At 62.3% G+C, this 24,088-nt stretch carries 24 protein-coding genes; 9 read left to right on the forward strand and 15 right to left on the reverse strand.

Annotation, left to right across the window (positions count from 1 at the left end; translation table 11 throughout):
• The first annotated feature begins 79 nt into the window (after positions 1-79).
• Together JKA62_RS08535 and JKA62_RS08540 are read left to right on the forward strand one after the other, a co-directional pair.
• Entirely contained in the window at positions 80-976 is an 897-nt protein-coding gene (locus tag JKA62_RS08535; protein WP_011332300.1) for a PA4780 family RIO1-like protein kinase, read from the forward strand.
• A 56-nt stretch (positions 977-1,032) separates the two neighbouring features.
• Positions 1,033-2,250, forward strand: coding sequence for an MFS transporter (locus JKA62_RS08540; protein WP_201817349.1), 1,218 nt, complete (start codon positions 1,033-1,035; stop codon positions 2,248-2,250).
• Here the strand turns inward: JKA62_RS08540 and cueR are convergent.
• The 3 genes from cueR to JKA62_RS08555 all read right to left on the reverse strand — a co-directional run bounded on the left by cueR (position 2,204) and on the right by JKA62_RS08555 (position 5,468).
• Entirely contained in the window at positions 2,204-2,617 is a 414-nt protein-coding gene (gene cueR / locus JKA62_RS08545) for a Cu(I)-responsive transcriptional regulator (protein ID WP_011332302.1), read from the reverse strand. The genes JKA62_RS08540 and cueR overlap by 47 nt on opposite strands.
• On the reverse strand, positions 2,614-5,007 hold the full coding sequence (locus JKA62_RS08550) for a heavy metal translocating P-type ATPase (protein ID WP_201817350.1): 2,394 nt from the start codon (positions 5,005-5,007) through the stop codon (positions 2,614-2,616). Before JKA62_RS08550 ends, cueR begins: the two co-directional genes overlap by 4 nt.
• A gap of 77 nt (positions 5,008-5,084) precedes the next feature.
• Entirely contained in the window at positions 5,085-5,468 is a 384-nt protein-coding gene (locus tag JKA62_RS08555) for a hypothetical protein (RefSeq protein ID WP_011332304.1), read from the reverse strand.
• 148 nt (positions 5,469-5,616) lie between these two features.
• On the opposite strand from JKA62_RS08555, the gene JKA62_RS08560 reads away from it, so the two are divergent.
• A complete protein-coding gene (locus JKA62_RS08560; RefSeq protein ID WP_007958490.1) occupies positions 5,617-5,814 on the forward strand; it encodes a heavy-metal-associated domain-containing protein in 198 nt (65 codons plus the stop codon).
• 114 nt (positions 5,815-5,928) lie between these two features.
• Entirely contained in the window at positions 5,929-7,134 is a 1,206-nt protein-coding gene (locus JKA62_RS08565; RefSeq protein WP_011332305.1) for a multidrug effflux MFS transporter, read from the forward strand.
• Between the two features lie 8 nt (positions 7,135-7,142).
• Here the strand turns inward: JKA62_RS08565 and JKA62_RS08570 are convergent, their stop codons facing one another.
• The 3 genes from JKA62_RS08570 to JKA62_RS08580 all read right to left on the reverse strand — a co-directional run bounded on the left by JKA62_RS08570 (position 7,143) and on the right by JKA62_RS08580 (position 8,821).
• Positions 7,143-7,316, reverse strand: coding sequence for a hypothetical protein (locus tag JKA62_RS08570; RefSeq protein WP_011332306.1), 174 nt, complete (start codon positions 7,314-7,316; stop codon positions 7,143-7,145).
• 166 nt (positions 7,317-7,482) lie between these two features.
• Positions 7,483-8,496, reverse strand: a complete 1,014-nt coding sequence (locus tag JKA62_RS08575) for a zinc-binding alcohol dehydrogenase family protein (RefSeq protein ID WP_011332307.1) — start codon at positions 8,494-8,496, stop codon at positions 7,483-7,485.
• A 31-nt stretch (positions 8,497-8,527) separates the two neighbouring features.
• Entirely contained in the window at positions 8,528-8,821 is a 294-nt protein-coding gene (locus JKA62_RS08580; RefSeq protein WP_011332308.1) for a putative quinol monooxygenase, read from the reverse strand.
• Positions 8,822-8,938: 117 nt separating this feature from the next.
• Here JKA62_RS08580 and JKA62_RS08585 point away from each other — a divergent pair, with 117 nt between their 5' ends.
• The 3 genes from JKA62_RS08585 (at position 8,939) to JKA62_RS08595 (ending at position 12,413) form a co-directional block, all read left to right on the forward strand.
• Entirely contained in the window at positions 8,939-9,868 is a 930-nt protein-coding gene (locus tag JKA62_RS08585) for a LysR family transcriptional regulator (RefSeq protein ID WP_011332309.1), read from the forward strand.
• A gap of 305 nt (positions 9,869-10,173) precedes the next feature.
• Positions 10,174-10,908 (forward strand): ArsR/SmtB family transcription factor, encoded by a 735-nt coding sequence (locus tag JKA62_RS08590; protein ID WP_011332310.1) that lies wholly within the window; start codon positions 10,174-10,176, stop codon positions 10,906-10,908.
• Positions 10,909-11,033: 125 nt separating this feature from the next.
• Entirely contained in the window at positions 11,034-12,413 is a 1,380-nt protein-coding gene (locus tag JKA62_RS08595; RefSeq protein WP_011332311.1) for an MFS transporter, read from the forward strand.
• Positions 12,414-12,462: 49 nt separating this feature from the next.
• Here the strand turns inward: JKA62_RS08595 and JKA62_RS08600 are convergent, their stop codons facing one another.
• The 3 genes from JKA62_RS08600 to JKA62_RS08610 form a co-directional block, all read right to left on the reverse strand.
• Positions 12,463-13,416 (reverse strand): adenosine deaminase, encoded by a 954-nt coding sequence (locus JKA62_RS08600; RefSeq protein WP_201817351.1) that lies wholly within the window; start codon positions 13,414-13,416, stop codon positions 12,463-12,465.
• Between the two features lie 81 nt (positions 13,417-13,497).
• The gene (locus tag JKA62_RS08605; RefSeq protein WP_011332313.1) at positions 13,498-14,463 is read right to left on the reverse strand and encodes an isopenicillin N synthase family dioxygenase; all 966 of its coding nucleotides are present in this window, start codon (positions 14,461-14,463) and stop codon (positions 13,498-13,500) included.
• Positions 14,464-14,521: 58 nt separating this feature from the next.
• A complete protein-coding gene (locus tag JKA62_RS08610; RefSeq protein ID WP_201817352.1) occupies positions 14,522-15,595 on the reverse strand; it encodes a BMP family ABC transporter substrate-binding protein in 1,074 nt (357 codons plus the stop codon).
• Between the two features lie 287 nt (positions 15,596-15,882).
• On the opposite strand from JKA62_RS08610, the gene JKA62_RS08615 reads away from it, so the two are divergent.
• The gene (locus tag JKA62_RS08615; protein WP_039773223.1) at positions 15,883-16,974 is read left to right on the forward strand and encodes a calcium:proton antiporter; all 1,092 of its coding nucleotides are present in this window, start codon (positions 15,883-15,885) and stop codon (positions 16,972-16,974) included.
• A gap of 137 nt (positions 16,975-17,111) precedes the next feature.
• On the opposite strand, the gene JKA62_RS08620 is transcribed toward JKA62_RS08615, so the two are convergent.
• From JKA62_RS08620 to JKA62_RS08630, 3 genes are all read right to left on the reverse strand, one after another.
• Positions 17,112-18,470, reverse strand: coding sequence for an 8-oxoguanine deaminase (locus JKA62_RS08620; RefSeq protein WP_201817354.1), 1,359 nt, complete (start codon positions 18,468-18,470; stop codon positions 17,112-17,114).
• A 184-nt stretch (positions 18,471-18,654) separates the two neighbouring features.
• Positions 18,655-19,350 (reverse strand): SDR family oxidoreductase, encoded by a 696-nt coding sequence (locus JKA62_RS08625; RefSeq protein ID WP_074689711.1) that lies wholly within the window; start codon positions 19,348-19,350, stop codon positions 18,655-18,657.
• 27 nt (positions 19,351-19,377) lie between these two features.
• The gene (locus JKA62_RS08630; RefSeq protein WP_074689712.1) at positions 19,378-19,728 is read right to left on the reverse strand and encodes a MerR family transcriptional regulator; all 351 of its coding nucleotides are present in this window, start codon (positions 19,726-19,728) and stop codon (positions 19,378-19,380) included.
• 83 nt (positions 19,729-19,811) lie between these two features.
• On the opposite strand from JKA62_RS08630, the gene JKA62_RS08635 reads away from it, so the two are divergent.
• A complete protein-coding gene (locus tag JKA62_RS08635) occupies positions 19,812-20,228 on the forward strand; it encodes a hypothetical protein (RefSeq protein WP_201817357.1) in 417 nt (138 codons plus the stop codon).
• On the opposite strand, the gene JKA62_RS08640 is transcribed toward JKA62_RS08635, so the two are convergent.
• Genes JKA62_RS08640 through JKA62_RS08650 form a run of 3 tightly spaced genes read right to left on the reverse strand, consistent with a single transcriptional unit; the run spans position 20,225 to position 23,820 of the window.
• Positions 20,225-21,151 carry an ABC transporter permease gene (locus JKA62_RS08640; RefSeq protein WP_201817359.1) on the reverse strand — a complete coding sequence of 309 codons (927 nt, stop codon included), beginning with the start codon at positions 21,149-21,151 and terminating at the stop codon, positions 20,225-20,227. The two genes, JKA62_RS08635 and JKA62_RS08640, sit on opposite strands and share 4 nt — an antisense overlap.
• Positions 21,151-22,257 carry an ABC transporter permease gene (locus JKA62_RS08645; RefSeq protein ID WP_011332321.1) on the reverse strand — a complete coding sequence of 369 codons (1,107 nt, stop codon included), beginning with the start codon at positions 22,255-22,257 and terminating at the stop codon, positions 21,151-21,153. The genes JKA62_RS08640 and JKA62_RS08645 overlap by 1 nt, the downstream gene beginning before the upstream one ends.
• 12 nt (positions 22,258-22,269) lie before the next feature.
• Complete coding sequence (locus JKA62_RS08650; RefSeq protein WP_201817360.1) at positions 22,270-23,820, reverse strand: ABC transporter ATP-binding protein; 1,551 nt, start codon at positions 23,818-23,820, stop codon at positions 22,270-22,272.
• Positions 23,821-24,088: the final 268 nt, after the last annotated feature.

Here is a 24,088-nt window from a genome sequence, read left to right on the forward strand (position 1 = left end):
CCCTCCCCGCGATGCGAGGATTGCCGTATAACGAGTGACATTCGCGTGTTTGGTAATAAAGGACCCACAATAAAAGCTGATGAAGACTCCAAAACGCATTGAACCCCTGATCGAGGACGGTCTGGTCGACGAAGTGCTGCGTCCACTCATGAGTGGCAAAGAAGCAGCTGTTTATGTGGTGCGCTGCGGCAATCAGTTACGTTGCGCAAAGGTCTACAAGGAGGCGAACAAACGCAGTTTCCGCCAGGCGGCCGAGTATCAGGAAGGCCGCAAGGTTCGCAACAGCCGACAGGCCCGGGCCATGGCCAAGGGTTCCAAGTTCGGGCGCAAGGAAGCCGAAGACGCCTGGCAGAACGCCGAAGTCGCGGCGCTGTTCCGCCTCGCCAACGCCGGAGTGCGTGTGCCCAAGCCGTACGACTTCCTCGAGGGCGTGCTGCTGATGGAGCTGGTGGCCGACGAATACGGCGATGCCGCGCCGCGTCTGAACGACGTGGTGCTGGAGCCGGATCAGGCCCGCGAATATCACGCGTTCCTGATTTCGCAGATCGTGCTGATGTTGTGTACCGGTCTGGTGCACGGTGACCTCTCCGAGTTCAACGTGCTGCTGACGCCAACCGGCCCGGTCATCATCGACCTGCCGCAAGCGGTGGACGCCGCCGGCAACAACCACGCGTTCAGCATGCTCGAGCGTGACGTCGGCAACATGGCTTCGTACTTCGGTCGCTTCGCCCCGGAGTTGAAGAAGACCAAATACGCCAAGGAAATGTGGGCGCTGTACGAAGCGGGTACGTTGCACCCGGCCAGCGTGCTGACCGGCGAGTTCGACGATCCCGAGGACCTGGCCGATGTCGGCGGGGTGCTGCGCGAGATCGAAGCGGCGCGTCTGGATGAGGAGCGCAAGCAAGCCATTCGCGCGGCGGACGACGAGCCCAAGGGCAAGTCCGACGAACCGCCTCCGCCACCGTGGATGCAGTGAGCATCTGAAAAAGAAAACCCGGCTTCGGCCGGGTTTTACACATTCAAGGATTGATTGTGACCACCATTTCCCGCAATTCCCGGCTGATCATCACGGCCCGGCTGATTTCCGATTTCGGCGCTTTCCTGAACATGGTTGCGCTGGCCACTTATGTCTACCTGCTGAGCAACAGCGCGATGAGCGTGGGGATTTTTCTCGCCAGTCGCGTGGGCGGCGGAATCTTTGCGAGTCTGATCGGCACCGCGTTCTATCGTCGATGCAGTGGCCGTCTGCCGTTGATGGCCTTCGATCTGCTGCGCGCCGCTGTGCTCGGGCTGTTGCTGATCGTGCCGGTCAGTCAGCAGGCGTTGTTGCTGCCGCTGATCGCGTTCGGCCTGGGCTTTGGCAATTCGATGTTCGCCATCGGCCTCAACAGCCAGTTGCCGCGCTTGATCGAGCCGGCGCAGTTGCTCAAGACCAATGCCTGGATCACGTCCGCCTCGTCCATGGCGATGGTCGGCGGCAGTCTGGTGTCCGGGTTGTTGGTTGCGGGGTTTGGTTTTGAAACGGTGTTCGCGCTGAACGCGGTGACCTATCTGCTGGCGGCAGTGTTGATTGCGCCGCTGCGGTTCAGTGCACCTGAGCCGGTGGCCGAATCAAGCGATGAGCGCAGCGAATGGTCAGCGTTGGTCCAGGGCTTGCGCAGCGCTCCGGTGGTGGCGGCGATGCTGGCGGTGACCATGGCCGACACCCTTGGCAGCGCTGCGCACAACGTCGGTTTTCCGATCATCTCCAAACTGCTGACGCCGGACTCGGCCAGCACCACGCTGGGCCTGATGCTTGCGGTGTGGGCCGCCGGCAAACTGCTCGGCGCGCGGATCGCCAGTCGCCTGAACGGCTCGGAAAACGTTCATCTCGAGCGCCGCTATTTCGGTGGCGTGCTGCTGATGTCCTGCGGTTTCATCCTGATGTTCCAGCAGCACAGCGTCGTCGGTCTGTTGCTGTTTTCGCTGCCGGCCGGACTGGGCGACGGATTCTCGGAAGTCGGTCTGATGTCACGCCTGCAACGGGAGCCGGAGCCCTTGCGCCTGCCGATCTTCAGTTTCCTGACGCTGTTGCAGATGACCGGATTCGGCGTCGGCATGCTGATCGCCGCACCGTTCTATGAGTGGTGGGCGCCGGGTGCCGTGGTGCTGCTGTTCCACGGCATTCCCCTCGCCACAGTGCTGTCGATGAAAATCCTGCTGCTCAGGCGCGCGCGGGTTGCGCGCAGCAGCCCGACGCCAGTTCCTTGAGGATCGGACAGTCCGGGCGATGGTCGCCGTGGCAGTGCTCGACCAGATCCTGCAGGGTGTCGCGCAGTTCGCCGAGTTCGCGGATCTTCTGATTCAGCTCGTCGATGTGCTGGCGGGCCAGGGCCTTCACATCGGCGCTGGCGCGCTGGCGATCCTGCCAGAGGGTCAGCAGCTTGCCGACTTCCTCCAGCGAAAAGCCCAGGTCCCGCGAACGCTTGATGAATGCCAGCGTGTGCAGGTCATCGTCGCCGTAGATGCGATAGCCGCTGTCGGTGCGATGGGCAGCCTTGAGCAGACCGATCGACTCGTAATAACGGATCATCTTCGCGCTCAGGCCACTGTGGCGGGCCGCTTGGCCGATGTTCATCGGTTGTCCTCCAGATCCTCGGGTTTCCAGGTTTTCAACAGTAGCGCATTGCTCACCACGCTGACGCTCGACAGGGCCATCGCCGCACCGGCCAGCACCGGATTGAGGAAGCCGAACGCCGCCAGCGGAATGCCGATCAGGTTGTAGACGAAGGCCCAGAACAGGTTCTGGCGGATCTTCGCATAGGTCTTGCGGCTGATCTCCAGGGCGGCCGGCACCAGCCGCGGATCGCCGCGCATCAGGGTGATGCCGGCGGCGTGCATGGCCACGTCGGTGCCGCCGCCCATGGCGATGCCGATGTCGGCCGCGGCCAGCGCCGGTGCGTCGTTGATGCCGTCGCCGACCATGGCCACGACGCCGGTTTTTTTCAGCTCGGCGACGGTGGCGGCTTTTTCCGCCGGCAGCACTTCGGCATGGACGTTTTCGATGCCCAGCGCTTCGGCGACCACCCTGGCGCTGCCGCGGTTGTCGCCGGTCAGCAGGTGGCTGTGGATGTGCTGGGCGGCCAGTTGTTGGACCGCGTGCAGCGCGCCTGGCTTGAGGGTGTCGCCGAAGGCGAACAGGCCGAGTACGCGGGGCGCCGGACTTTGCTCGATCAGCCAGGACAGCGTTCGCCCCTCGGTTTCCCAAGCCTTTGCGGACTCGCTCAGGTCTCCGGCATTCAGACCGCTTTCTTCCAGCAAGCGCCGGTTGCCCAGCGCCCGGCGCCGACCATCGAGGCTGCCGGCGATGCCGCGCCCGGGCAGGGACTGGCTGTCGCTGACATCGGGCACCGTCAGATTGCGCTCGCTACAGGCATCCAGTACAGCTTTGGCCAGCGGATGTTCGCTGCCGCGTTGCAGCGCGCCGGCCGCTGTCAGCAGGGCGTTTTCGTCACCGTCGACTGCACTGAAATGTGCGATGCGTGGCGTGCCGGAGGTCAGGGTGCCGGTCTTGTCGAACACCACGGCGCTGACTTCATGGGCACGTTCCAGTGCCTCGGCGTCCTTGATCAGAATCCCGTGCCGCGCGGCCACGCCAGTGCCGGCCATGATCGCGGTGGGTGTCGCCAGACCGAGGGCACAAGGGCAGGCGATCACCAGCACCGCGACGGCGTTGATCAGCGCGGTTTCCAGCGGCGCGCCGTACAGCCACCAGCCGATCAGCGTGGCCAGGGCCAGCAGCAGAACCGTCGGCACGAACACCTGACTGACTTTATCCACCAGTTTCTGGATCGGTGCTTTCGCGGCCTGGGCGTCCTCCACCAGACGGATGATCCGCGCCAGCACGCTTTCCGCGCCGAGCGCCGTGGTGCTCACCAGCAAGCGGCCTTCGCCGTTGATCGCCCCGCCGGTGACCTTGTCGCCCGGTTGTTTGGGCACCGGCAGGCTTTCGCCGCTGATCAACGCTTCGTCGGCATGGCTCTGGCCTTCCAGCACTTCGCCGTCCACCGGGAAACGTTCGCCGGGTTTGACCAGTACGAGGTCACCGAGGCGCAGGGCGCTGATAGCGACGTCCTGTTCGCGGCCATCGATGACTTGAATTGCCCGCTCTGGCCGCAACGCTTCCAGAGCACGGATGGCGCTGGCGGTCTGGCGTTTGGCACGGCTTTCCAGGTATTTGCCAAGCAGCACCAGCGCGATGACCACTGCCGAGGCCTCGAAATACAGGTGCGGCATGCGCCCGGCGGCGGTGGCCCACTCATAGAGACTCAGGCCGTATCCGGCGCTGGTTCCCAGCGCTACCAGCAAGTCCATGTTGCCGGCCCCGGCGCGTACGGCTTTCCAAGCGGCGACGTAGAAGCGTGCGCCGAAGATGAATTGCACCGGGGTGGCGAGGGCGAACTGCACCCAGGCCGGGAGCATCCAGTGAATGCCGAACGGTTGCAGCAGCATCGGCAGCACCAACGGCAAGGCGAGGGCGATGGCGCAGATCAACGCCCAGCGCTCATGGTTCAGGCGTTGCTGGCGATTGTCTGTTTGCGGGTGTTCGAGTTCGAAGAGACTGGCCGAATAGCCGGCCTTGCTCACGGCGGCGATCAGGGTTTGCGGGTCGACCGCGCCGAGCAATTCGAGGTGGGCGCGTTCATTGGCGAGGTTGACGCTGACGCTTTTCACCCCCGCAACCTTGTTCAGGGCGCGTTCGACGCGACCGACGCAGGAGGCGCAGGTCATGCCGTCGATGTTCAATTCCACGGTTTGCTGCGGCACGCTGTAACCGGCGCGTTCGACCGCCTCCATCAACGCCGGCAGGCTGTCGCCGGGGGCCTGCACCCGGGCCTGTTCGGTGGCGAGGTTGACGCTGACGGCACTGGCGCCGCTGACTTTGCTCAACGCCCGCTCGACACGGCCGGCGCAACTGGCGCAGGTCATGCCGCTGATGGGCAGATCGAACGTGATGGAATCGGACATCGGTCGTACTCCCTGTAGAAGAGGCCTACAGGATCAACCTTGCCATGCTGGCAAGGTCAAGCGCCAATCCGAAAGTGTCAGTAACCGAGGCCGGTCGGCTTGAGGTACATGCCTTCCTGGTTCATCGCGATGCGGAATTTCAGGATGTCACCGGCATGCAGTTTTATCTCCTGCGAGCCCGGCGCGAGCATGCCCGGGTTGCAGCCCGGCATTTGTCCCGGCAGCAGTTTCAGGCGCAGCGAGACATTGCCCGGCGGCAGGTTGAACGACGTGCTTTGCTCCTGGAACAGGCGCGCCGACAGTTGATCCTGGATGTACACGCCGATTTCGCACGAGGTCGCGACTTCCAGGCGCTCGCGGGAAATGATCAGCACCCCGTAATCTTCCCCGGCGGCATGCACCGAAGGGATCGCGGCAAAAAGGCTGAGTACGCCAAACAGGCTGAAAGCTGACCAGCGCATGGCTGAATCTCCTGAATTCATGTCATTGATGCATGCAGCTTGGCCGAGCGCGGCGCCGATTGCCAGCCCGGCAGTTTTTTGCAGAACTTGACCTTGCCATCGTGGCAAGCCCGAAACTGCCGGCAACCTCACTCAAAGGAGTCATTCCATGCAAGTGTTCACTGTTGAAGGCATGTCCTGCGGTCACTGTGTCAAAGCCGTCACCCAGGCGGTGCAGAGCAAGGATCCGGCCGCCAGCGTGCGGGTCGATCTGGCGGCGAAGGAAGTCGGCGTCGAGAGTGCGTTGAGCGCCGAGCAGGTGATCGAGGCGATCAGCGAAGAAGGTTACGCCATCAAACTCGCCTGATCTTTTTAATAGTTAGCGAGCTACCGGAATGTTCAAGGCGTCCTCGCGCGGCTAGACTGTCGGGCTGCACTCCATCGAAGTGCCCCCCAACTGCCTGCCAGACCTGGACGCCTGATGAACTTCCGTACCCTTCTGATTCTCGGTGCCCTGACCGCTTTTGGTCCGTTGGCGATCGACTTCTATCTACCCGCCTTTCCCACCATGGCGCTGGCGTTCGGCACCGATGAGAAACACGTCCAGCTGACGCTGTCGGCTTACTTCTTTGGTCTGTCTATTGGTCAACTGGCTTACGGGCCGGTGGCGGATCGCTTCGGCCGGCGGATTCCGCTGCTCATTGGCCTGACGCTGTTCACGCTGGCGTCAGTGGCCTGCGCCTACGCGCCGAATCTGGAATGGTTGATCGGCGCGCGGCTCGTGCAGGCGCTGGGCGGCTGTGCGGGGATGGTGATTGCCCGGGCGGTGGTCAGCGACAAGTGCGATGCGGTGGGTTCGGCAAAAGTCTTCTCGCAACTGATGCTGGTGATGGGGCTGGCACCGATTCTGGCGCCGATGCTCGGCGGTCTGCTGGTCAACACCACGGGCTGGCAGTCGATCTTCCTGGTGCTGACAGCGTTCAGTGCCCTCGCCGGGCTGGCGGTGGCCCTCGGCCTGCCGGAAAGTCTGCCGGCGCATGTTCCGCGTCAGCCGTTGTCCGGTGCCCTGCGTCAGTACGGCCGGCTGCTGGCCGATCCGGTCTACATGGGGCATGCCCTGACCGGCGGCATCGCCATTGCCGGGATGTTTGCCTACATCGCCGGCTCCCCGTTCATTTTCATCAAGCTGTATGGCGTACCGGCCGAGCATTTCGGCTGGCTGTTCGGCACCAACGCGGCCGGGTTCATTCTGGTCGCACAGGTCAATGCGCGCCTGCTGGCCAAGCGCGGTCCGGCCTTTCTGCTGTCACGGGCGGTCTGGGTTTACCTGGCCGCCGGGCTGACGCTGCTCGCGGTCAGCGCCTTGCACACCGAGGCCCTGTGGCCACTGCTGATTCCGCTGTTCATCTGCGTGGCCAGCCTTGGCTGCATCAGCCCCAATGCGGCGGCGTGTGCGATGAACGGGCAGGGCGGTCGCGCCGGCAGTGCTTCAGCGTTGCTCGGCAGCATGCAATTCAGCGTCGCCGCCGGGGCTTCGGCGCTGGTGGGCATCCTGCACGATGGCAGCGCCGTGCCGATGGCCATGGTCATCAGCCTGTGCGGTCTGTTGGTCGTCTGCGCGGCGACACTCACCCGGCGCATGCAGAATGCCCGGGCGCTGGCAAAGGCGCAGGCCGAAATCCAGTAACGAAAGCCTCAGCCGACAGCGCGTTGCTGGCCGAGGTCGGGAATCTGATGGGGCGCGCAAATACGCGCTTCGAGGGTGCGAGTGAAGGCGCGGGCCTCGGCCTCACTGCGGAAGGTCACGGCGTGCTGGTCGAGACGAACTTGCCATTGGGACTTTGCCACTTCTTTTATCAGGATCTTCATTGCTGACCTCCCGGACGTAAAAGATTGCATCGCAGAGGACTCGATTGTAGTCCTGAATACGATCGCAATTGTGACAAGGGTCAAGCATCTGACTGACGGCAAAACGCGACCGCAGCCCCCGAGCCAGCCACATCGGAGGCTGGAGAAGGCTGCGGTCTCGCGAGTTTTAGAAACCTTCTAAAACAATTTTCCCCTTGGCCTTGCCGCTTTCCAGCAATTCATGGGCACGGCGCAGGTTGCTTGCGTTGATTGTGCCGAAGTGTTCGCCGACTGTGGTTTTCAACGTTCCGCTGTCGATCAGCCCGGCCACCCGGTTGAGCAGTTTGTGCTGCTCGATCATGTCCGGCGTTTCGAACAGCGAGCGGGTGTACATGAACTCCCAGTGCAGCGACAGGCTCTTGCGCTTGAGCTTGGTCACGTCCAGCGCCTTCGGATCGTCGATCAGCGCCAGTTTGCCTTGCGGCGCCAGGGCCTCGACCAGTTGATCCAGATGTTGTTCGGTCTGGGTCAGGCTGGCGACATGGGTCACGTGAGTGACACCGGTGCGTTTCAGTTCCTCGCTCAGCGGCTGACTGTGATCGATCACCAGATCAGCGCCCAGCTCCGTCACCCAGTCACGGGTCTCCGGGCGGGAGGCGGTGCCGATCACCTTGAGTCCGGTCAACTGGCTGGCCAGTTGGGTGAGGATCGAACCGACGCCGCCGGCCGCGCCGACGATCAGCAGGCTCTGGTCTTCATCGGTGTTGCCTTCGCGAATCTGTAGCCGTTCAAACAACAGCTCCCAGGCCGTGATCGCAGTCAGCGGCAGGGCGGCGGCTTCGGCGAAGCCGAGGGTTTTCGGCATGTGGCCGACAATCCGCTCATCCACCACGTGCAATTCGCTGTTGCCACCGGCCCGGGCGATGGAGCCGGCGTAGAACACCTTGTCGCCGGCCTTGAACAGGGTCACTTCACTGCCGACCGACTTGACCACACCAGCCACGTCCCAACCCAGCACCTTGGCGGCGCCGCCTTCCGGCGCGACGTTCTGGCGAACCTTGGTGTCGACCGGGTTGACCGAAATCGCTTTGACTTCGACGAGCAAGTCGCGCGGGCCGGCAACCGGCTCCGGCAGTTCGATGTCTTGCAGGGATTTTTCGTCGCTGATCGGGAGCGAGGCGTAATAGGCGATAGCTTTCATGGAGAACTCCGAAAGTGAATAAAGGAAGGCTTCAGGCGATGACGCGCAGACGCTTGAGTTCGAAGTGTTCGAGGAACGCCTCGGCCTGGCTGCGGAAATGCTGGATATGGGCGCTGGCATCGTGGGCTTGCAGGGCTTCGTCGCTGGCCCACTGCTCAATCATGTAGAAGGCCAGCGGATTGGCCAGGTCCTGGTGCAGTTCGTACTGACCGCAACCGGCTTCGGCGCGGGTCGGTTCAATCAGGGCGCGCAGGTGCTGTTCGAGGGCGTCCTGCTGGCCAGGTCGGGCAATCAGGGTGGCGATGGCGGTGAAAGGCTGGGACATGTTCGACTCCGGGACGGGATGAATTCGATGGATGGCATGATTGGCTATTTCTGCCGGAGATAAAACCGGCTAAAAGAGCAGTCTCTTTCAATATTTTTTTGATAATCGGGGCTGGGAATGCTGCGTTTCGATGACTTGCAGTTGTTTGTCCGGGCGGCGGATCTGGGCAGCCTGTCGGCGGCGGCTCGGGTGATGGACCTGTCCGCCGCTGTGGCCAGTGCCGCGCTCAAACGTATAGAACAGCAACTGGGCGCGCGGCTGTTGGCACGCTCCACTCGCAGTTTGCGGCTGACGGCCGAAGGCGAGGGGTTTCTCGAGTACGCCCGGGCGGCGCTGAGCAACCTCGATGAGGGTCGGCGTCTGCTGGCCAGCGGGCAGGATCAGGTCAGCGGGATTCTGCAGCTGTCGGCGCCTTCGGATTTCGGTCGCAACCTGCTGTTGCCGTGGCTCGACGATTTTCAGCACGAACACCCGAAGCTGACGGTACGTCTGCTGCTGGGTGACCGCATCGCTGATCTGTTTCGCCAGCCGGTAGACATCGCCTTGCGCTACGGCGAGCCGGAGGATTCGAGCCTGGTGGCGTTGCCGATTGCCCCGCACAACCGACGGGTACTGTGCGCATCCCCCGCCTACCTGGCCAGGCACGGCGAGCCGCTGCATCTGGAACAACTCGCGCAGCACAACTGCCTGCTGTACATGCTCGGCGGCCGGGTACATGACCATTGGAGTTTTCATGACGGCAGGCGCGAGGTCGGCCTGACCGTCAGTGGCGACCGCTTCAGTGACGACGCCGATGTGGTTCGCCTGTGGGCGGTGGCGGGAGCCGGCATCGCTTACAAGTCCTGGCTCGATGTGGCCGGTGATGTGCTGGCGGGACGGCTGAAAGTGCTGTTGCCGGAGTTGCTCTGCGAACGCGCTCCGCTGAATCTGCTGTGCGCCCATCGCGCACAATTGAGTAAGCCGGTGAACCTTCTGAGGGAAATGCTCGCCAGTCGTTGCGCCGAATTGAGTAGCCGATTTCCCGTTTTCACGGAGACTGATCATTAGTCGCAGGTAAATAGCGAAATTTCTCTCAGGAACAATCACCAGCCACGGGCGCTCCGGCAGAGGACGCAGCGAGCAACCCGCTTATACTAGCGGCCGCCTGATGCCCGTACCAAAAGGCCGATGCGAGAACGATCAGACCGCAACCGTCCGGGTAGGGACGAGGGTTGCGACATTGCTGCGGTTTTCTCGCTGCGGCGCGCTGCCTCGCTTCGGCTCAAGGTCTTTTGCGCGCCTTGGCCGACGACTGATTACTGGTCAAGATGTCTATGAGCTGTAGACGATACGATTCAACAGGGAGTGAATAGATGGAACATGCACCTTGCATCAGCCAGATCGCCACGTTGCTGGCCGATCCCAAACGCAGCGCAATGATGTGGGCGCTCATGGATGGCTCGGCGCGGCAGACCGAGGAACTGGCGTTGCTGGCGGGGCTTTCTCCGTCGTCAGCCAGTGCGCATCTGGGGCGCTTGTCCGCTGGCGGTCTGTTGAAGGTCGAGGCGCGCGGCCGCAAACGCTTCTTCCGCCTGGCGGCGCCCGAAATCGGTGCGGCCATCGAAGCCCTGGCCAGCGCCACTCTGGCCAGCGCTCCGCGAGAAATCCCTGCCGTGTTCAAGCGTGCCTCGCCGGCCGTCAGACCCCAGGCCGCCCCCTCGTCACTGCTGCGCGCCCGGTTTTGCGACGACCATCTGGGGGGAACGCTGGCCGCCGACCTGTACCAGCGACTGCTCGACGCCGGCTGGATCGAGCAGCTTGAAAACCGGGTGGTCGTGACGCACAAAGGCTCGACACAATTGGCTGGGCGCGGTGTGTACATCCAGGCGCTGGCCCATCGCAACGTCCAGGTGGCGTGTGCCTGCCCGGACTGGAGCGAGCGTCGCCCGCACATGGGCGGATCACTGGGGGCGGCATTGCTGCAGTTGTTCATGCAGTCGGGGTGGCTGGTGCTGCCCAACGATTCCCGTGCCCTGCAATTGACGGCGGCGGGCCAGCGGGAAATTCATCGATTTGCCTGTGAAACCGAGCTGGAAATGGCGTTGTAGAGCGTTCTCTTCCACTGATGTGCTACTGGCGTCGCCAACGGCTGCGAACACGTCGCATCTGGCACAGGCGCGCAACCGCTATCGCGCACACTCGATCCGGGGACTTTTCGGATTGAGGAGGTGGTATGGACACGGGAAACTTCAGCGCGGCAGATCGACTGGAGCGCCTGCCAGTCAGCGGTTATCACCGGATCATCTTCATCATCATCGCCCTGGCGTTTTTCTTCGACTCCATGGATCTGGCGATGATGACTTTCCTGCTCGGCTCGATCAAAGCCGAGTTCGGCCTGAGCAGTGCGCAGGCCGGCCTGCTGGCCAGTTCGAGTTTTTTCGGCATGGTGCTGGGGGCGTCGCTGTCCGGTCTGTTGGCTGATCGGTTCGGTCGCAAACCGGTGTTCCAGTGGAGCATCGTCCTGTGGGGGCTGGCCAGTTACCTGTGTTCCACGGCGCAGACGGTCGAGAGCCTGACGCTGTTTCGCATTCTGCTGGGAATCGGCATGGGCATGGAGTTTCCGATTGCCCAGTCGATGCTGTCGGAGTTGATCCCCGCCCAGCGTCGGGGTCGTTATATCGCGTTGATGGACGGTTTCTGGCCGCTGGGTTTTGTGGCTGCCGGGGTGCTGTCGTATTTCCTGCTGCCATTGATTGGCTGGCGCGACATCTTTCTGGTGCTGGCGGTGCCGGCGGTGTTCGTCCTGGCGATCCGCTTTTTCATTCCCGAGTCGCCGCGCTGGCTGGAACAGGCCGGCAAGCATGACGAGGCGGACAAGGTTTTACGCGGCATCGAGGCGCGGGTACAGGCCTCACTCGGTGGTGCCGCATTGCCGGAGCCGGTTCGCCTGCCGCGAAGCGTGACACCTCCGGGCCATTTCCTTTCGGCGCTCAAACAGATCTGGTCGCCGCTGTATCGCCAGCGCACGACGATGATCTGGAGCCTGTGGTTCTTCGCGTTGCTCGGTTTTTACGGCCTGACCTCGTGGCTCAGCGCGTTGCTGCAACAATCGGGTTTTGCCGTGACTCAGTCGGTGTATTACACCGTGCTGATTTCCCTCGGCGGGATTCCCGGCTTCCTGATGGCGGCCTGGCTGGTGGAGCGTTGGGGCCGCAAGCCGGTGTGCATCGTCACGTTGCTCGGCGGTGGGGTGATGGCGTTTCTGTACGGACAAAGCGCCGTGTTTGGCGGTAACGTGGCGCTGCTGATCGGTACGGGGCTGTTGATGCAGTTTTTCCTGTTCGGCATGTGGGCGGTGCTCTACACCTACACGCCGGAGCTGTATCCGACCTCGGCGCGGGCGACGGGCTCGGGGTTCGCCTCGGCCATTGGACGCGTAGGTTCTCTGCTCGGGCCATTGGTCACCGGGCTGGTGTTCCCGATCACCGGGCAGGGCGGAGTGTTTGCGCTGGGAGCGTTGTGCTTTACGATTGCGGCGGGGGTGGTGTGGCTGTTCGGGATGGAGACCCGGGGCAAGACGCTGGAAGAGTTGACTGAAGCGGTTGTGCGCTGAGAACTGAAAAGCCGTTCGAACACGGGTGTGTTCGAACGGCCTTGTGCTGTTACGGTTTCACCAACCGCGCATCCAGGCTGTTCTGCGCCAGGCGTTTGGCCTGATCCTGGGTCATGCCCAGATGTTCGTGCAGCGCATGGAAGTTCTCGGTGACATAACCGCCGAAGTACGCCGGGTCATCGGAGTTCACCGTGACCTTCACGCCACGCTCGAGCATGTCGAGGATATTGTGCTGGGACATGTGATCGAACACGCAGAGCTTGGTATTCGACAGCGGGCACACGGTCAGCGGGATCTGCTCGTCGATGATCCGCTGCATCAGACGCTCATCTTCGATGGCGCGTACGCCATGGTCGATGCGCTGGATTTTCAGCAGGTCGATGGCTTCCCAGATGTACTCCGGCGGGCCTTCTTCGCCAGCGTGAGCCACGGTCAGGAAACCTTCATGACGGGCACGGTCGAACACGCGCTGGAACTTGCTCGGCGGGTGACCCATCTCGGAACTGTCCAGACCCACTGCGACGAACGCATCACGGAACGGCAGCGCCTGGTCGAGGGTTTTCTGTGCTTCTTCCTCGCTCAGATGGCGCAGGAAACTCAGGATCAGGCCGCTGGTGATGCCCAGTTGCTGCTCGCCATCCTTCAGCGCGGCGGCGATGCCGTTGAGCACCACTTCAAACGGGATGCCACGGTCGGTGTGGGTCTGCGGATCGAAGAACGGCTCGGTGTGAATCACGTTCTGTTCTTTGCAGCGCAGCAGATAGGCCCAGGTCAGGTCGTAGAAATCCTGGGAGGTGCGCAGCACGTCGGCGCCCTGGTAATACAGGTCGAGGAATTCCTGCAGGTTGTTGAAGGCGTAAGCCTTGCGCAGGGTTTCGACGTCGCTCCACGGCAGGGCGATCTTGTTGCGTTCGGCCAGGGCGAACAGCAGCTCGGGCTCCAGCGAGCCTTCGAGGTGCAGGTGCAGTTCGGCCTTGGGCAGGGCGTTGAGCCAGTCGTACATATTCTTTTCTCATCAGGTGCAATGGCGAGCATTCTACAGATGCCCGCCGAAACAATTGGCAAAACCTGACCAACCGATCCATCACACCGCTTCCTGCTCCCGTCGATAGGCGTAGGTATCGGCGAAGCGCGACAGCAGGAATTCGGCGCAGGTGGTGGTCGGATATTTCGCCGGATGCTGTGCGTCCTGGCAACCGGGCAGGCACTCGATGCGAGTATCCGGATGCGGCTCGGCGAAGAATGGCATCGAGTAGCGATCCACGCCGAGCGGGCTGATGACCCGGTGCGGGGTCGAGCGATAACGGTCGTTGCTCCAGCGCGCCATCATGTCGCCGAGGTTGACCACGAAGGTGCCGTCGATGGGCGGTGCGTCGATCCACTGGCCTTTGACATTTTTCACCTGCAAGCCGCCGGCCGCGTCCTGATACAGCAGCGTGATGCAGCCGTAATCGGTGTGCGCGCCCGCACCTTGCTGTTCGGCGGAACTGGCGGTGTGGCGCGGCGGGTAGTGGATCATCCGCAGCACGCTGACCGGCTCGTTGAAGCGCGTGTCGAAGAAGTCGCGCTCGATGCCCAGCGCTAACGTCATGGCACGCAGCAGAGTTTGCGCGAGCGCTTGCATGTCGAGGTAGTGCTGTTCCATCAACGTTTCCCAGCCGGGAATGGCCGGATGACGGTTGGGACCGCGCAAGGGTTTTACTGCCAGCACCTCGGGATGATCGGCCGGCAGGTGCAGGCCCATGTCGAAGGTTTCCTTGAGGTCGCTGGGTTTGTCCGGGTCGAGCTGTTCGGTGGCGATGGCCCCGTAGCCGCGGTGATGACGGGTCTGGGTGATGTCGATCCTGAGCTTTTCTGCTTCCGGCAGCGCGAAGAAGCGTTGCGCGTGATCGAGCAGGGATGCAATGCGCTGCGCAGAAATCGGATGCCCCTTGATGTAGAAGAAGCCCCATTCGCGGCAGGCGTGGTCGATCTGTTCGGCGACGGCCGGCCAGGCGTTCTGGTCGTCGGAGTAGAGCGGCGAGATGTCGATGATCGGAAGTTGGTTCATTTTCGAATGCTCGTTAGCGACCGCTCCGATGCAGAGGGAGCGGTCAGGGGCAGGTGGATTACTTCGGCATCTCGGCCTTCATGCCTTCGACGTAGTAATTCATCGACGCCAGTTCGGCGTTGGTGGCGCTGACCCCCGCCGGGATTTTCTCGGCCCCGGCCTGATCCTTGATCGGCCCGGTGAACGGTTGCAGGGTGCCGCTCTTGATGTCAGCGATGATCTGCTCGGCTTCGGCCTTCACCGGTGCCGGCACCAGATCGCTGATCGGCAGTTCGACTGTGCCTTCCTTCAACCCGCCCCAGTAGTCCTGGGATTTCCAGTTGTGGTCGATCACGCTCTGGGTCGCCTGAATGTAGTGCGGCGCCCAGTCGTTGACGATCGAAGTCAGCACCGCTTTCGGGCCGAAGTGCGCCATGTCCGAAGCGTAGCCCACGGCATACACACCGCGTCGCTCGGCAGCCTGGATCGGCGCCGGGCTGTCGGTGTGCTGGAACACCACGTCCACGCCCTGATCAATCAGCGCGTTGGCCGCGTCGGCCTCTTTGCCCGGGTCGAACCACGAGTTGACCCACACCACTTTGATTTCGGTGCCGGGGTTGTACTTGTTCAAGGCCAGTTGAATGGCGTTGATGTCACGGATCACTTCCGGGATCGGGAACGAGGCGACGTAGCCGATTTTTTTGCTCTTGGTCATCTTCGCCGCGAGGAAACCACCGACGTAACGGCCCTCGTAGGTACGCGCGAGATAGGTGCCGAGGTTCTTGTCCTGCTTGTAGCCGGTGGCGTGTTCGAAGGTCACCTTGGGAAACTGTTTGGCGACTTTCACCGTCGGGTTCATGTAGCCGAACGAGGTGGTGAAGATCAGGTCGTAATTGTCCTTGGCCATGTTGCGGATCACCCGCTCGGCGTCGGCGCCTTCGGCGACGTTTTCCACGTAGTTGGTGGTGATCTGCGTGCCGAGTTTTTCCGCCAGCGCCTTGCGCCCCTGTTCATGCTGATACGTCCAGCCGTGGTCGCCGATGGGGCCGATGTAGACGAAGCCGACTTTCAGTGGATCGGCGGCACTGGCGCTCAGGCTGAGGCCAAGGCCCATGGCGATGCACAGCAGTGTTTGCAGTGGACGGTTTTGCATGAACGCGAACTCCCTTTTGTTGTGTGTGGGGAGGGCAATGCAAAAGGCTGACCAAGCGGACAACAATCTGGCTTGAAACCGAGGCGCGCCCATCGCGGGCAAGCCCGCTCCCACAAAAGCACCGCGATCCCTGTGGGAGCGGGCTTGCTCGCGAAGAGGCCGTAAAGTCCAATAAAAGTGCAGGCGTAGATAAAGCTGCCATCCACTGGTGCGCTAAGGTGTAACGAAACGTTAGCGCCACCCCGCAGTCAGTAGCTCATTCGCACTCTTCGGCAAAAAGGCCCGTCATGTTCACCATCCTCAAGCAAGAAAGCTTTCTGCTGTTGGCCGTCATCGCCACCTGTGTTGCGTATCCGCTGGAGCACTGGCTGCTGCACAGTGGCCAGTTTGTCGCGCTGACGGCCGGGCTGGTGCTGATCGCCTTCATCGTCGCCGCCTCGATGCGCGTTGCCCATCAGGCTGAACTGCTCGCGGAAAAAGTCGGCGATCCGTACGGCACGATGATCCTGACCCTCGCCGCCGTGCTGGTGGAAGTGGTGATCCTGGCGATCATGATGAGCAACGAAGCTTCGGCCACACTGGTGCGCGACACGATCTATTCGGCGGTGATGCTCGACATCAATGGCATCCTCGGCCTCGCCGCGCTGATGGGCGGGATCAAGCATGGCGAGCAGTCCTACAACGACGATTCGGCCCGCAGTTACAGCGTGATGATTCTCACCGCCATGGGCGTGTCGATGGTGGTGCCGGAGTTCATTCCCGAGGCCAACTGGAAAATCTATTCGGCCTTCACCATCGGCGCGATGGTGGTGCTTTATGCGTTGTTCCTGCGCATGCAGGTCGGGCCGCACAGCTACTTTTTCAGCTACAGCTACCCGGACAAACGCCGCAAGAAAGAGCCGGTGGAACAAGAGCCGAAACCGGTCAGCCTGGCGCTGTCGATCGGCATTCTGGTGTTCGGTGTGGTGGTGATCGGCGCACTGGCCGAGGTGATGTCCAAGACCCTCGATCTGGGCCTGGAAGGGACGGGCGCACCACCGGTGATCACGGCGATTCTGGTGGCAGCGATTTCCGCGGCGCCGGAGATTCTGACCGCGTTGCGCGCGGCGTTGGCCAACCGTATGCAGTCGGTGGTCAACATTGCGATGGGGGCTTCGTTGTCGACGGTGATCCTGACGGTGCCGGTGATGGAGGCGATGGCGCTCTACACCGGGCAGCCGTTTCAGATGGCGATGACGCCGGTGCAGACGGTGATGATCTTCATCACGCTGATCGTCAGCGCGATCAACCTCAATGACGGGGAGACCAATGCCATCGAGGGCATGACCCACTTTGTGCTGTTTGCGACGTTCATCATGTTGTCGCTGCTTGGGTTGTAATTGATCGTTGACCGATCGTTCCCACGCTCCGCGTGGGAATGCATACCGGGACGCTCTGCGTCCCAACGTCGGACGCAGAGCGTCCATGGCTGCATTCCCACGCAGAGCGTGGGAACGATCAGAGACTTCCGCTTGGATCAGGTACCGGCAATCAACTGCCTAGCCGCCTGGCTGTGATCGGCAATCAGGCCTTTGAGATCCAGACCTTCAACCTGCCCGTCAACCACACGCCACTTGCCGCCGACCATCACCCGATCCGCCCGGTCCGCGCCGCACAACAGCAGCGCCGAAATCGGGTCATGGCTGCCGGAGAAGCGCAGTTCATCGAGCTTGAACAACGCCAGATCCGCCTGCTTGCCGACCGTCAGTTCACCGATGTCGGTGCGACCCAGCAGGCTCGCCGAACCCTTGGTCGCCCAGCCCAGCACACGTTCCGGAGTGATCTTCTCGGCGCCGTAACGCAAGCGCTGGATGTACAGGGCCTGACGCGCTTCGAGGATCATGTTCGACGCATCGTTGGACGCCGAGCCATCCACACCGAGACCGAACAACGCGCCGGCATCGGTCAGTTCGATGCTCGGGCAGATGCCGGACGCCAGACGCATGTTCGAGCTCGGGCAATGACAGATACCGGTGCCCGCCGCGCCGAGACGGGCGATTTCGTCGGGGTTGAAATGGATGCCGTGGGCCAGCCACGTGCGCGGGCCGAGCCAGCCGACGCTGTCCAGATAATCCACCGTGCGCAGGCCGAAGCGTTGCAGGCAGAAGTCTTCTTCGTCGAGGGTTTCGGCGAGGTGAGTGTGCAGGCGCACATCGAGTTTGTTCGCCAGTTCGGCGCTGGCGGACATGATTTCCGGGGTCACCGAGAACGGCGAGCACGGCGCCAGAGCGATCTGGATCTGCGCGCCGTCGCCACGTTCGTGGTACTCGTGAATCAGACGCTGACTGTCGTCGAGAATTACTTGGCCTTCCTGCACGGTCTGTTGTGGCGGCAGACCGCCGTCCTTCTCGCCGAGGCTCATCGAACCACGGGTGAGCATGGCGCGCATGCCCAGTTCACGCACGGTTTCGACTTGCACGTCGATGGCGTTTTCCAGGCCATCCGGGAACAGGTAATGGTGATCGGCAGCGGTGGTGCACCCCGACAACAGCAACTCGGCCAGTGCGACTTTGCTGGCGAGGGCAAGTTTTTCAGGCGTCAGGCGCGCCCAAACCGGATACAGGGTTTTCAGCCACGGGAACAACGGCTGATTGACCACCGGCGCCCAGGCGCGGGTCAGGGTCTGATAGAAGTGGTGATGGGTATTGATCAGGCCCGGAAGGATCACGTGCTCACGGGCATCGAACACTTGATTGCATGGGGTCGATGGCTGCTGACCGGCGCCGAGCACTTCGGTGATCACACCGTCTTGCAGCACCAGACCGCCACGGGCATCGAGACCGTTGGCCGTGAAAATGACGAGGGGATTTTTTAACCAGGTACGGGTCGCAGGCATTGTGGCCGGCTCCTCTGAAAGTGGGGTTCAGGGTTGCCAGCTCAGTGTTGCCCTGTCTGCTGATCCAGGGTCGCCGCGAGGGGCGAGGTGCGGAGTTTCGAACAAAATGTTGCGACGGGCAAGCCCAACCCGACCAGACACCGGCATAACCCTGCGGAGGCAAGCCCCCCACAGGGTCCAGTGATTACCAGGGAATGGTTTCACCCTTGTAGTTCACGAAGTGATGGCCGCCCTTGCCGGCGAACGCATCCACCTGATCCACCAGGCCACGGGTGCTGGTCTCCACGTCGATGTCGGCACCTTCACCGCCCATGTCGGTTTTCACCCAGCCCGGATGCAGCGACAGCACCGTAAGTTTCTGCTCGCCCAACTGCGTGACGAAGCTGTTGGTCATCGAGTTCAGCGCCGCTTTGCTTGCCTTGTACAGCGCCAGTTCCGGCGCGTCGGGCATGGTCACGCTGCCGAGCACCGAACTCATGAACGCCAGCACGCCACTGCCGTCGCGGATCTGCCCGACAAAGCGCTGGGCCAGATTGATCGGTGCCACCGCGTTGGTGAAGAACAACTGACCGACTTCCGCCAGCGTCGCGCCGCCCGGGGTCTGCACTTCGGGGCCTTTGACCCCGGCGTTGACGAACAGCAGGTCGAAGGTCTGGCCCTTGAGCTTCTGGCTCAGGGCGATCACCGCTTGCTGGTCGTCCATGTCGAGTTTTTCGATCTGCACGTTGCCCAGAGCTTCGAGAGCCTCGGCATTGGAAGGATTGCGAACCGTGGCGGTGACTTGCCAGCCGTCGGCCAGCAGGGTTTTCACCAGTCCCAGGCCCAGGCCCCGGGAGGCGCCGATGATCAGTGCGTGCTTGGCAGGATTAAGTGCGGACATGACGGGCTTTCCTTGAAAGTTGAAAGATCACGGGTTCAATGGACAGCGTTGACCGAGCCGATGCTGCAATTCGAGGCGCAGCTCGCCGAGTTCGGCCATGCGGGTTTCGACCAGCTTGAGTTTGTCTTGCAGCAGTTGCGTGACGGTGGTGTCAGGATTTGGCGATTGCCACAGCGCGCCAACGCTGCTGCCGATCTCGCCGAGAGTAAAGCCCAGACGCTGCGCCGTTTTGATGTAGAGCACCAATTGCACCATCTCCGGCGGATAGTCGCGATAACCGTTGGCGCTGCGTTGCGCCGCGATCAATCCGCGCTCCTCGTAAAAACGCAGCGTGTCACGGCTGACATCGCAGGCCTGGGCCAACTCACCGATGCGCATCTTGCAGGTCTCGAAAGTGTTTGACCCTGGAGCATACTCCAGGCTTTACCGTGGTTGCTCCCTGAATTTTCGGAGCAAGGATGATGTGGACTTCAACGCAGTATCGGCAGGTGGTGCGCGGCAGCGCCTGGTATGACTTGATCGTGACGGCGGCGTTTGTCACACCGTGGAGTTTTGCTGTGTTGCACGGGTTGCTGACGGCGCTGAGTCAGGCGCTGGAGCTGCCCGGCGAGCTGCCGCCGTTCGAACCTGCGCATCTGTTGATCGCCAATTTGTTCGGTTCGGTGGTGTGCATGTGGGCGGTGCTGCGGATTCGTGATCCGCAGCCGGTTTATGGGCGCTATGACGCGGTGACGCGATTTCTGTTCGCCGCGTGGATGACGTATGCCGTGGCCCACGGCGCCAGTTTGTTGGTGGTGGGATTCCTGGTTCTCGAAGTGGCATGGGGCATTGCTCAGGCGTTGCCGGTTCGGTCGCTGTCGCGAGCCGTAACGGCTTAGTGCCCGGCCTGCCACGGCTGCCCCAGTGATACCGGCGCATACAGCCGTGTACGCACTGCATCGCGCGACAACAGCACCAGCACCAGAATGGTCGCGACGTACGGCAACATCGCCAGCAGACTCGAAGGAATCGCCAGCCCCAACCCCTGCGCCACCAGGTGCAGGATGCTGGCGAGTCCGAACAGATACGCGCCGAGCAGCAACCTCCATACCCGCCAACTGGCGAACACCACCAGCGCCAGGGCAATCCAGCCGCGTCCGGCGGTCATGTTCTCGGCCCACATCGGCGTGTAAGCCAGCGACAGATATGCCCCGGCCAAACCGGCCATCGCCCCGCCGAACAATACCGCCAGTGTGCGCACGGTCAGCACCGGCAAACCCATGGCACTCGCCGCATCCGGGTTCTCGCCGACCGCTTGAATGATCAGCCCGACACGGCTTTTCACGATCACCCACGCCACCAGCGCAAACAGCGCGAATGACAGGTAAACCAGCAGGTCCTGGGCAAACAGCATGCGGCCGATCAGCGGGATTTCACTCAAGAATGGAATCGCCAACGGCTCGAATCCCGCCAGCGGTTTGCCGACCCACGCCGCGCCGACAAAGGTCGACAGGCCGACGCCGAAAATCGTCAGCGCCAGCCCGGTCGCCACCTGATTGGCGTTGAACACCAGCGCCACCAGAGCAAACAGCGACGACAACAGCATCCCGGCGAGCATCGCCAGCGCCACACCGAGCCACAGGTTGCCACTGTTGAACGCGACGATGAAACCGATCACCGCGCCAAACAGCATCATCCCTTCCTGGCCTAGGTTGAGTACGCCGCTCTTCTCGCAAATCAATTCACCCAGCGCCACCAATAGCAGTGGCGTACCGCAGCGCACCATGGCGTAGAAAATATTGCTCAACAGATCGATATCCATCACAGCGCTCCGGCGGTTACGGCGGTGGTAGAAGTGCGCCGCACCCAGCGCAGGTTAAGACGTGGCCGATAGAGGATCAGCACGTCACAGGCCAGCAGGAAAAACAGCATCATTCCCTGGAACAACTGAGTGATTGCCTGCGGCAGATTCAGCGTCATCTGCGCACTCTCGCCACCGATGTACAGCAGCGCCATCAACAGGCTGGAAAACAGAATGCCGATCGGATTGAGCCGCCCGAGAAACGCCACGGTGATCGCCGCGTAGCCGTAGCCCGGCGAGACCTGTGGCACCAGTTGACCGATCGGCCCGGTGACTTCGCAGACACCGGCAAGCCCGGCCAATCCACCGCTGATCAACAGTGCGAGCCAGATCAGCCGCTTCTCGCGAAACCCGACAAACCCTGCGGCTCGCTTGTCCAGGCCCAGCACCTTGATCTGGAAACCGACGAAGCTTTTCTGCAACAACACCCACACCGCGACCAGCGCGAGCAAGGCGAAATACACGCCGATGTGTGCCCGACCGTCCTCCATCAACAGTGGCAGGCGGCTGGCGTCGCTGAACATTGCCGACTCGGGAAAGTTGAATCCGGCCGGATCCTTCAGCGGCCCGTGTACGCAGAACAGCAACAGGTTCAGCGCGATGTAATTGAGCATGATGCTGGTAAGGATTTCGTTGGCGTTGAAGCATGTGCGCAACCAGGCGGTGAGCCCGGCCCACGCGGCGCCGGCGAAGGTACCGGTAAGCAGGATCAGCACCAGCGCCCAACGGCTTTGCAGATCGATGATGTTCACCGCCAGCGCACTGCCGGCCAACGCACCGAGCAGCAACTGGCCTTCGGCGCCGATGTTCCAGATCCGCGCCTGATAAGCCACTGCGAGGCCCAACGCACACAAGAGGATCGGCAGGGTTTTGACCAGCAGTTCGGAGACGCCATACAGGTCGCTGACCGGGGCGATCAACAACGTGTGCAGGGTTTTCAGCGGGTCGTGACCGAGGGCGACGAACAGCAAAGATCCGCAGACCAGCGTCAGCGCCGCCGCCAGCACCGGCGAGCACCAGAGCATCAGGCGCGATTGCCGGCCACGGGGTTCGAGGGAAAGCAACATGGAAAAACTCCGTTAAGCCGTGGCCGGTTGTGATTGAGGGGTGTCGAACTGGCCGGCCATCCAGCCGCCGACGTCGCTGAGGCGGGTTTGCGCCGTGTCCTGCAACGCCGACAGGCGCCCGCCGCACAGCGCGCCGAGGCGGTCGCTGATCTGGAACAGTTCGTCGAGGTCTTCAGAGATCACCAGAATCGCCGCCCCGGCATCGCGCAGGGCAATCAGCGCGCGGTGAATGGTGGCCGCCGCGCCGACATCCACGCCCCAGGTCGGGTGCGCGGCGATCAGCAGTTTCGGTTGTTGGAGGATTTCCCGGCCGAGGATGAATTTCTGCAGGTTGCCGCCGGACAGGCTGCGGGCGGCGGTCTGGGTGTCCGGGGTTTTCACGCCGAAGCGCTGGATGATCGTTTGTGCCAGGGCTTCGACCTTGCCGCGCTCGATCAAGCCGTGGCTGACCAGGCCTTGTTGAAAGGCGGTGAGCAGGGCGTTGTCCGCCAGGCTCATGTCCGGCACCGCGCCATGCCCGAGGCGTTCGGCGGGGACGAAGGCCAGGCCGAGTTTGCGTCGCGCATCCGGGCGCTGATCGGCGACGGCGTGTTCTCGGAAGCGGATGGTTTTCGCTGTGTCGCGATGCAGTGTCTGTTCGCCGCTGAGCAAAGCCAGTAATTCGTCCTGACCGTTGCCCGCCACGCCGGCAATGCCGACGATTTCACCGCTGCGCACCTGTAGATCGATGTCGCTCAGGGAGCAGCCGAAGGGATCCGGGTTGTGCCAGTTCAATCCACTGACTTGCAAGTACGCCGCGCCACCGGTGACCTTCGTGAACTCGCCGATCAATGTCGCGGCTTCTCCCACCATCAATTGCGCCAGTTGCCGATCAGTGCAGTCGGCCGGTACGCAATGCCCGGCCACTCGCCCACCACGCAGCACCGTGGCGCTGTGGCACAAGGCGCGCACCTCGCCGAGTTTGTGGCTGATGAACAGAATGCTGCAGCCCTCGGCCGCGAGTCGGCGCAGGGTGATGAACAACTCGTCGGCTTCCTGCGGCGTGAGCACCGAGGTCGGCTCATCGAGAATCAGCAGGCGAATGTCCTGCATCAGGCAACGCACGATCTCGACCCGTTGCCGCTCGCCGATCGACAGGCTGTGGACAAGTCGCTGGGGTTCCAGCGCCATGCCATATCGGCGCGACACTTCACGGATTTTCGCCTCAAGCTGTTTCGGCGAACCGGCCGCTGCACCCATCGCCAATGCAATGTTCTGCGCCACGCTCAAGGTCTCGAACAGCGAGAAATGCTGGAACACCATGCCGATGCCCAACTGCCGCGCCTGGGCCGGGTTGCGCATGATCACCGGTTGACCCTGCCACAGCATCTCACCCGAATCGGCCTGGGTGACGCCGTAGATGATCTTCATCAACGTGCTTTTTCCTGCACCGTTTTCACCGAGCAGCGCGTGGATTTCACCGCGGCCGATGCTCAGGTCGATGGCGTCATTGGCAAGGCAACCGGGATAACGTTTGCTGATTTGGCGCAGTTGCAGCTGCGGTGTGGACGTGGGGTTTGGCATGACAGGCTCGGGTCGCTTGGAGTTGTGCCTGTGGATAAAGCAATTTCCTGGCCATTGAGTCAGGAACGCAGGTGGCTGCTGTTTGCCAGCCTGTGGCGTAGAGCCTGTGAATCGAATTCGGTTGCCTGCACGGCACCACTTGAGGGCAAAGCCTTTGATCAGGCTCCAGTTTTGCCCGCAACTGGCTGATCAAAAAACGAGCAACCGCGCCGAAGCCATGCAGAACCTGCGACTGCGCCAGCCATGAACGGCTTATCCACAGGTTGCT

The organism is Pseudomonas sp. B7 (genome assembly GCF_016735645.1).
Taxonomy (GTDB): Bacteria; Pseudomonadota; Gammaproteobacteria; order Pseudomonadales; family Pseudomonadaceae; genus Aquipseudomonas; species Aquipseudomonas glycinae.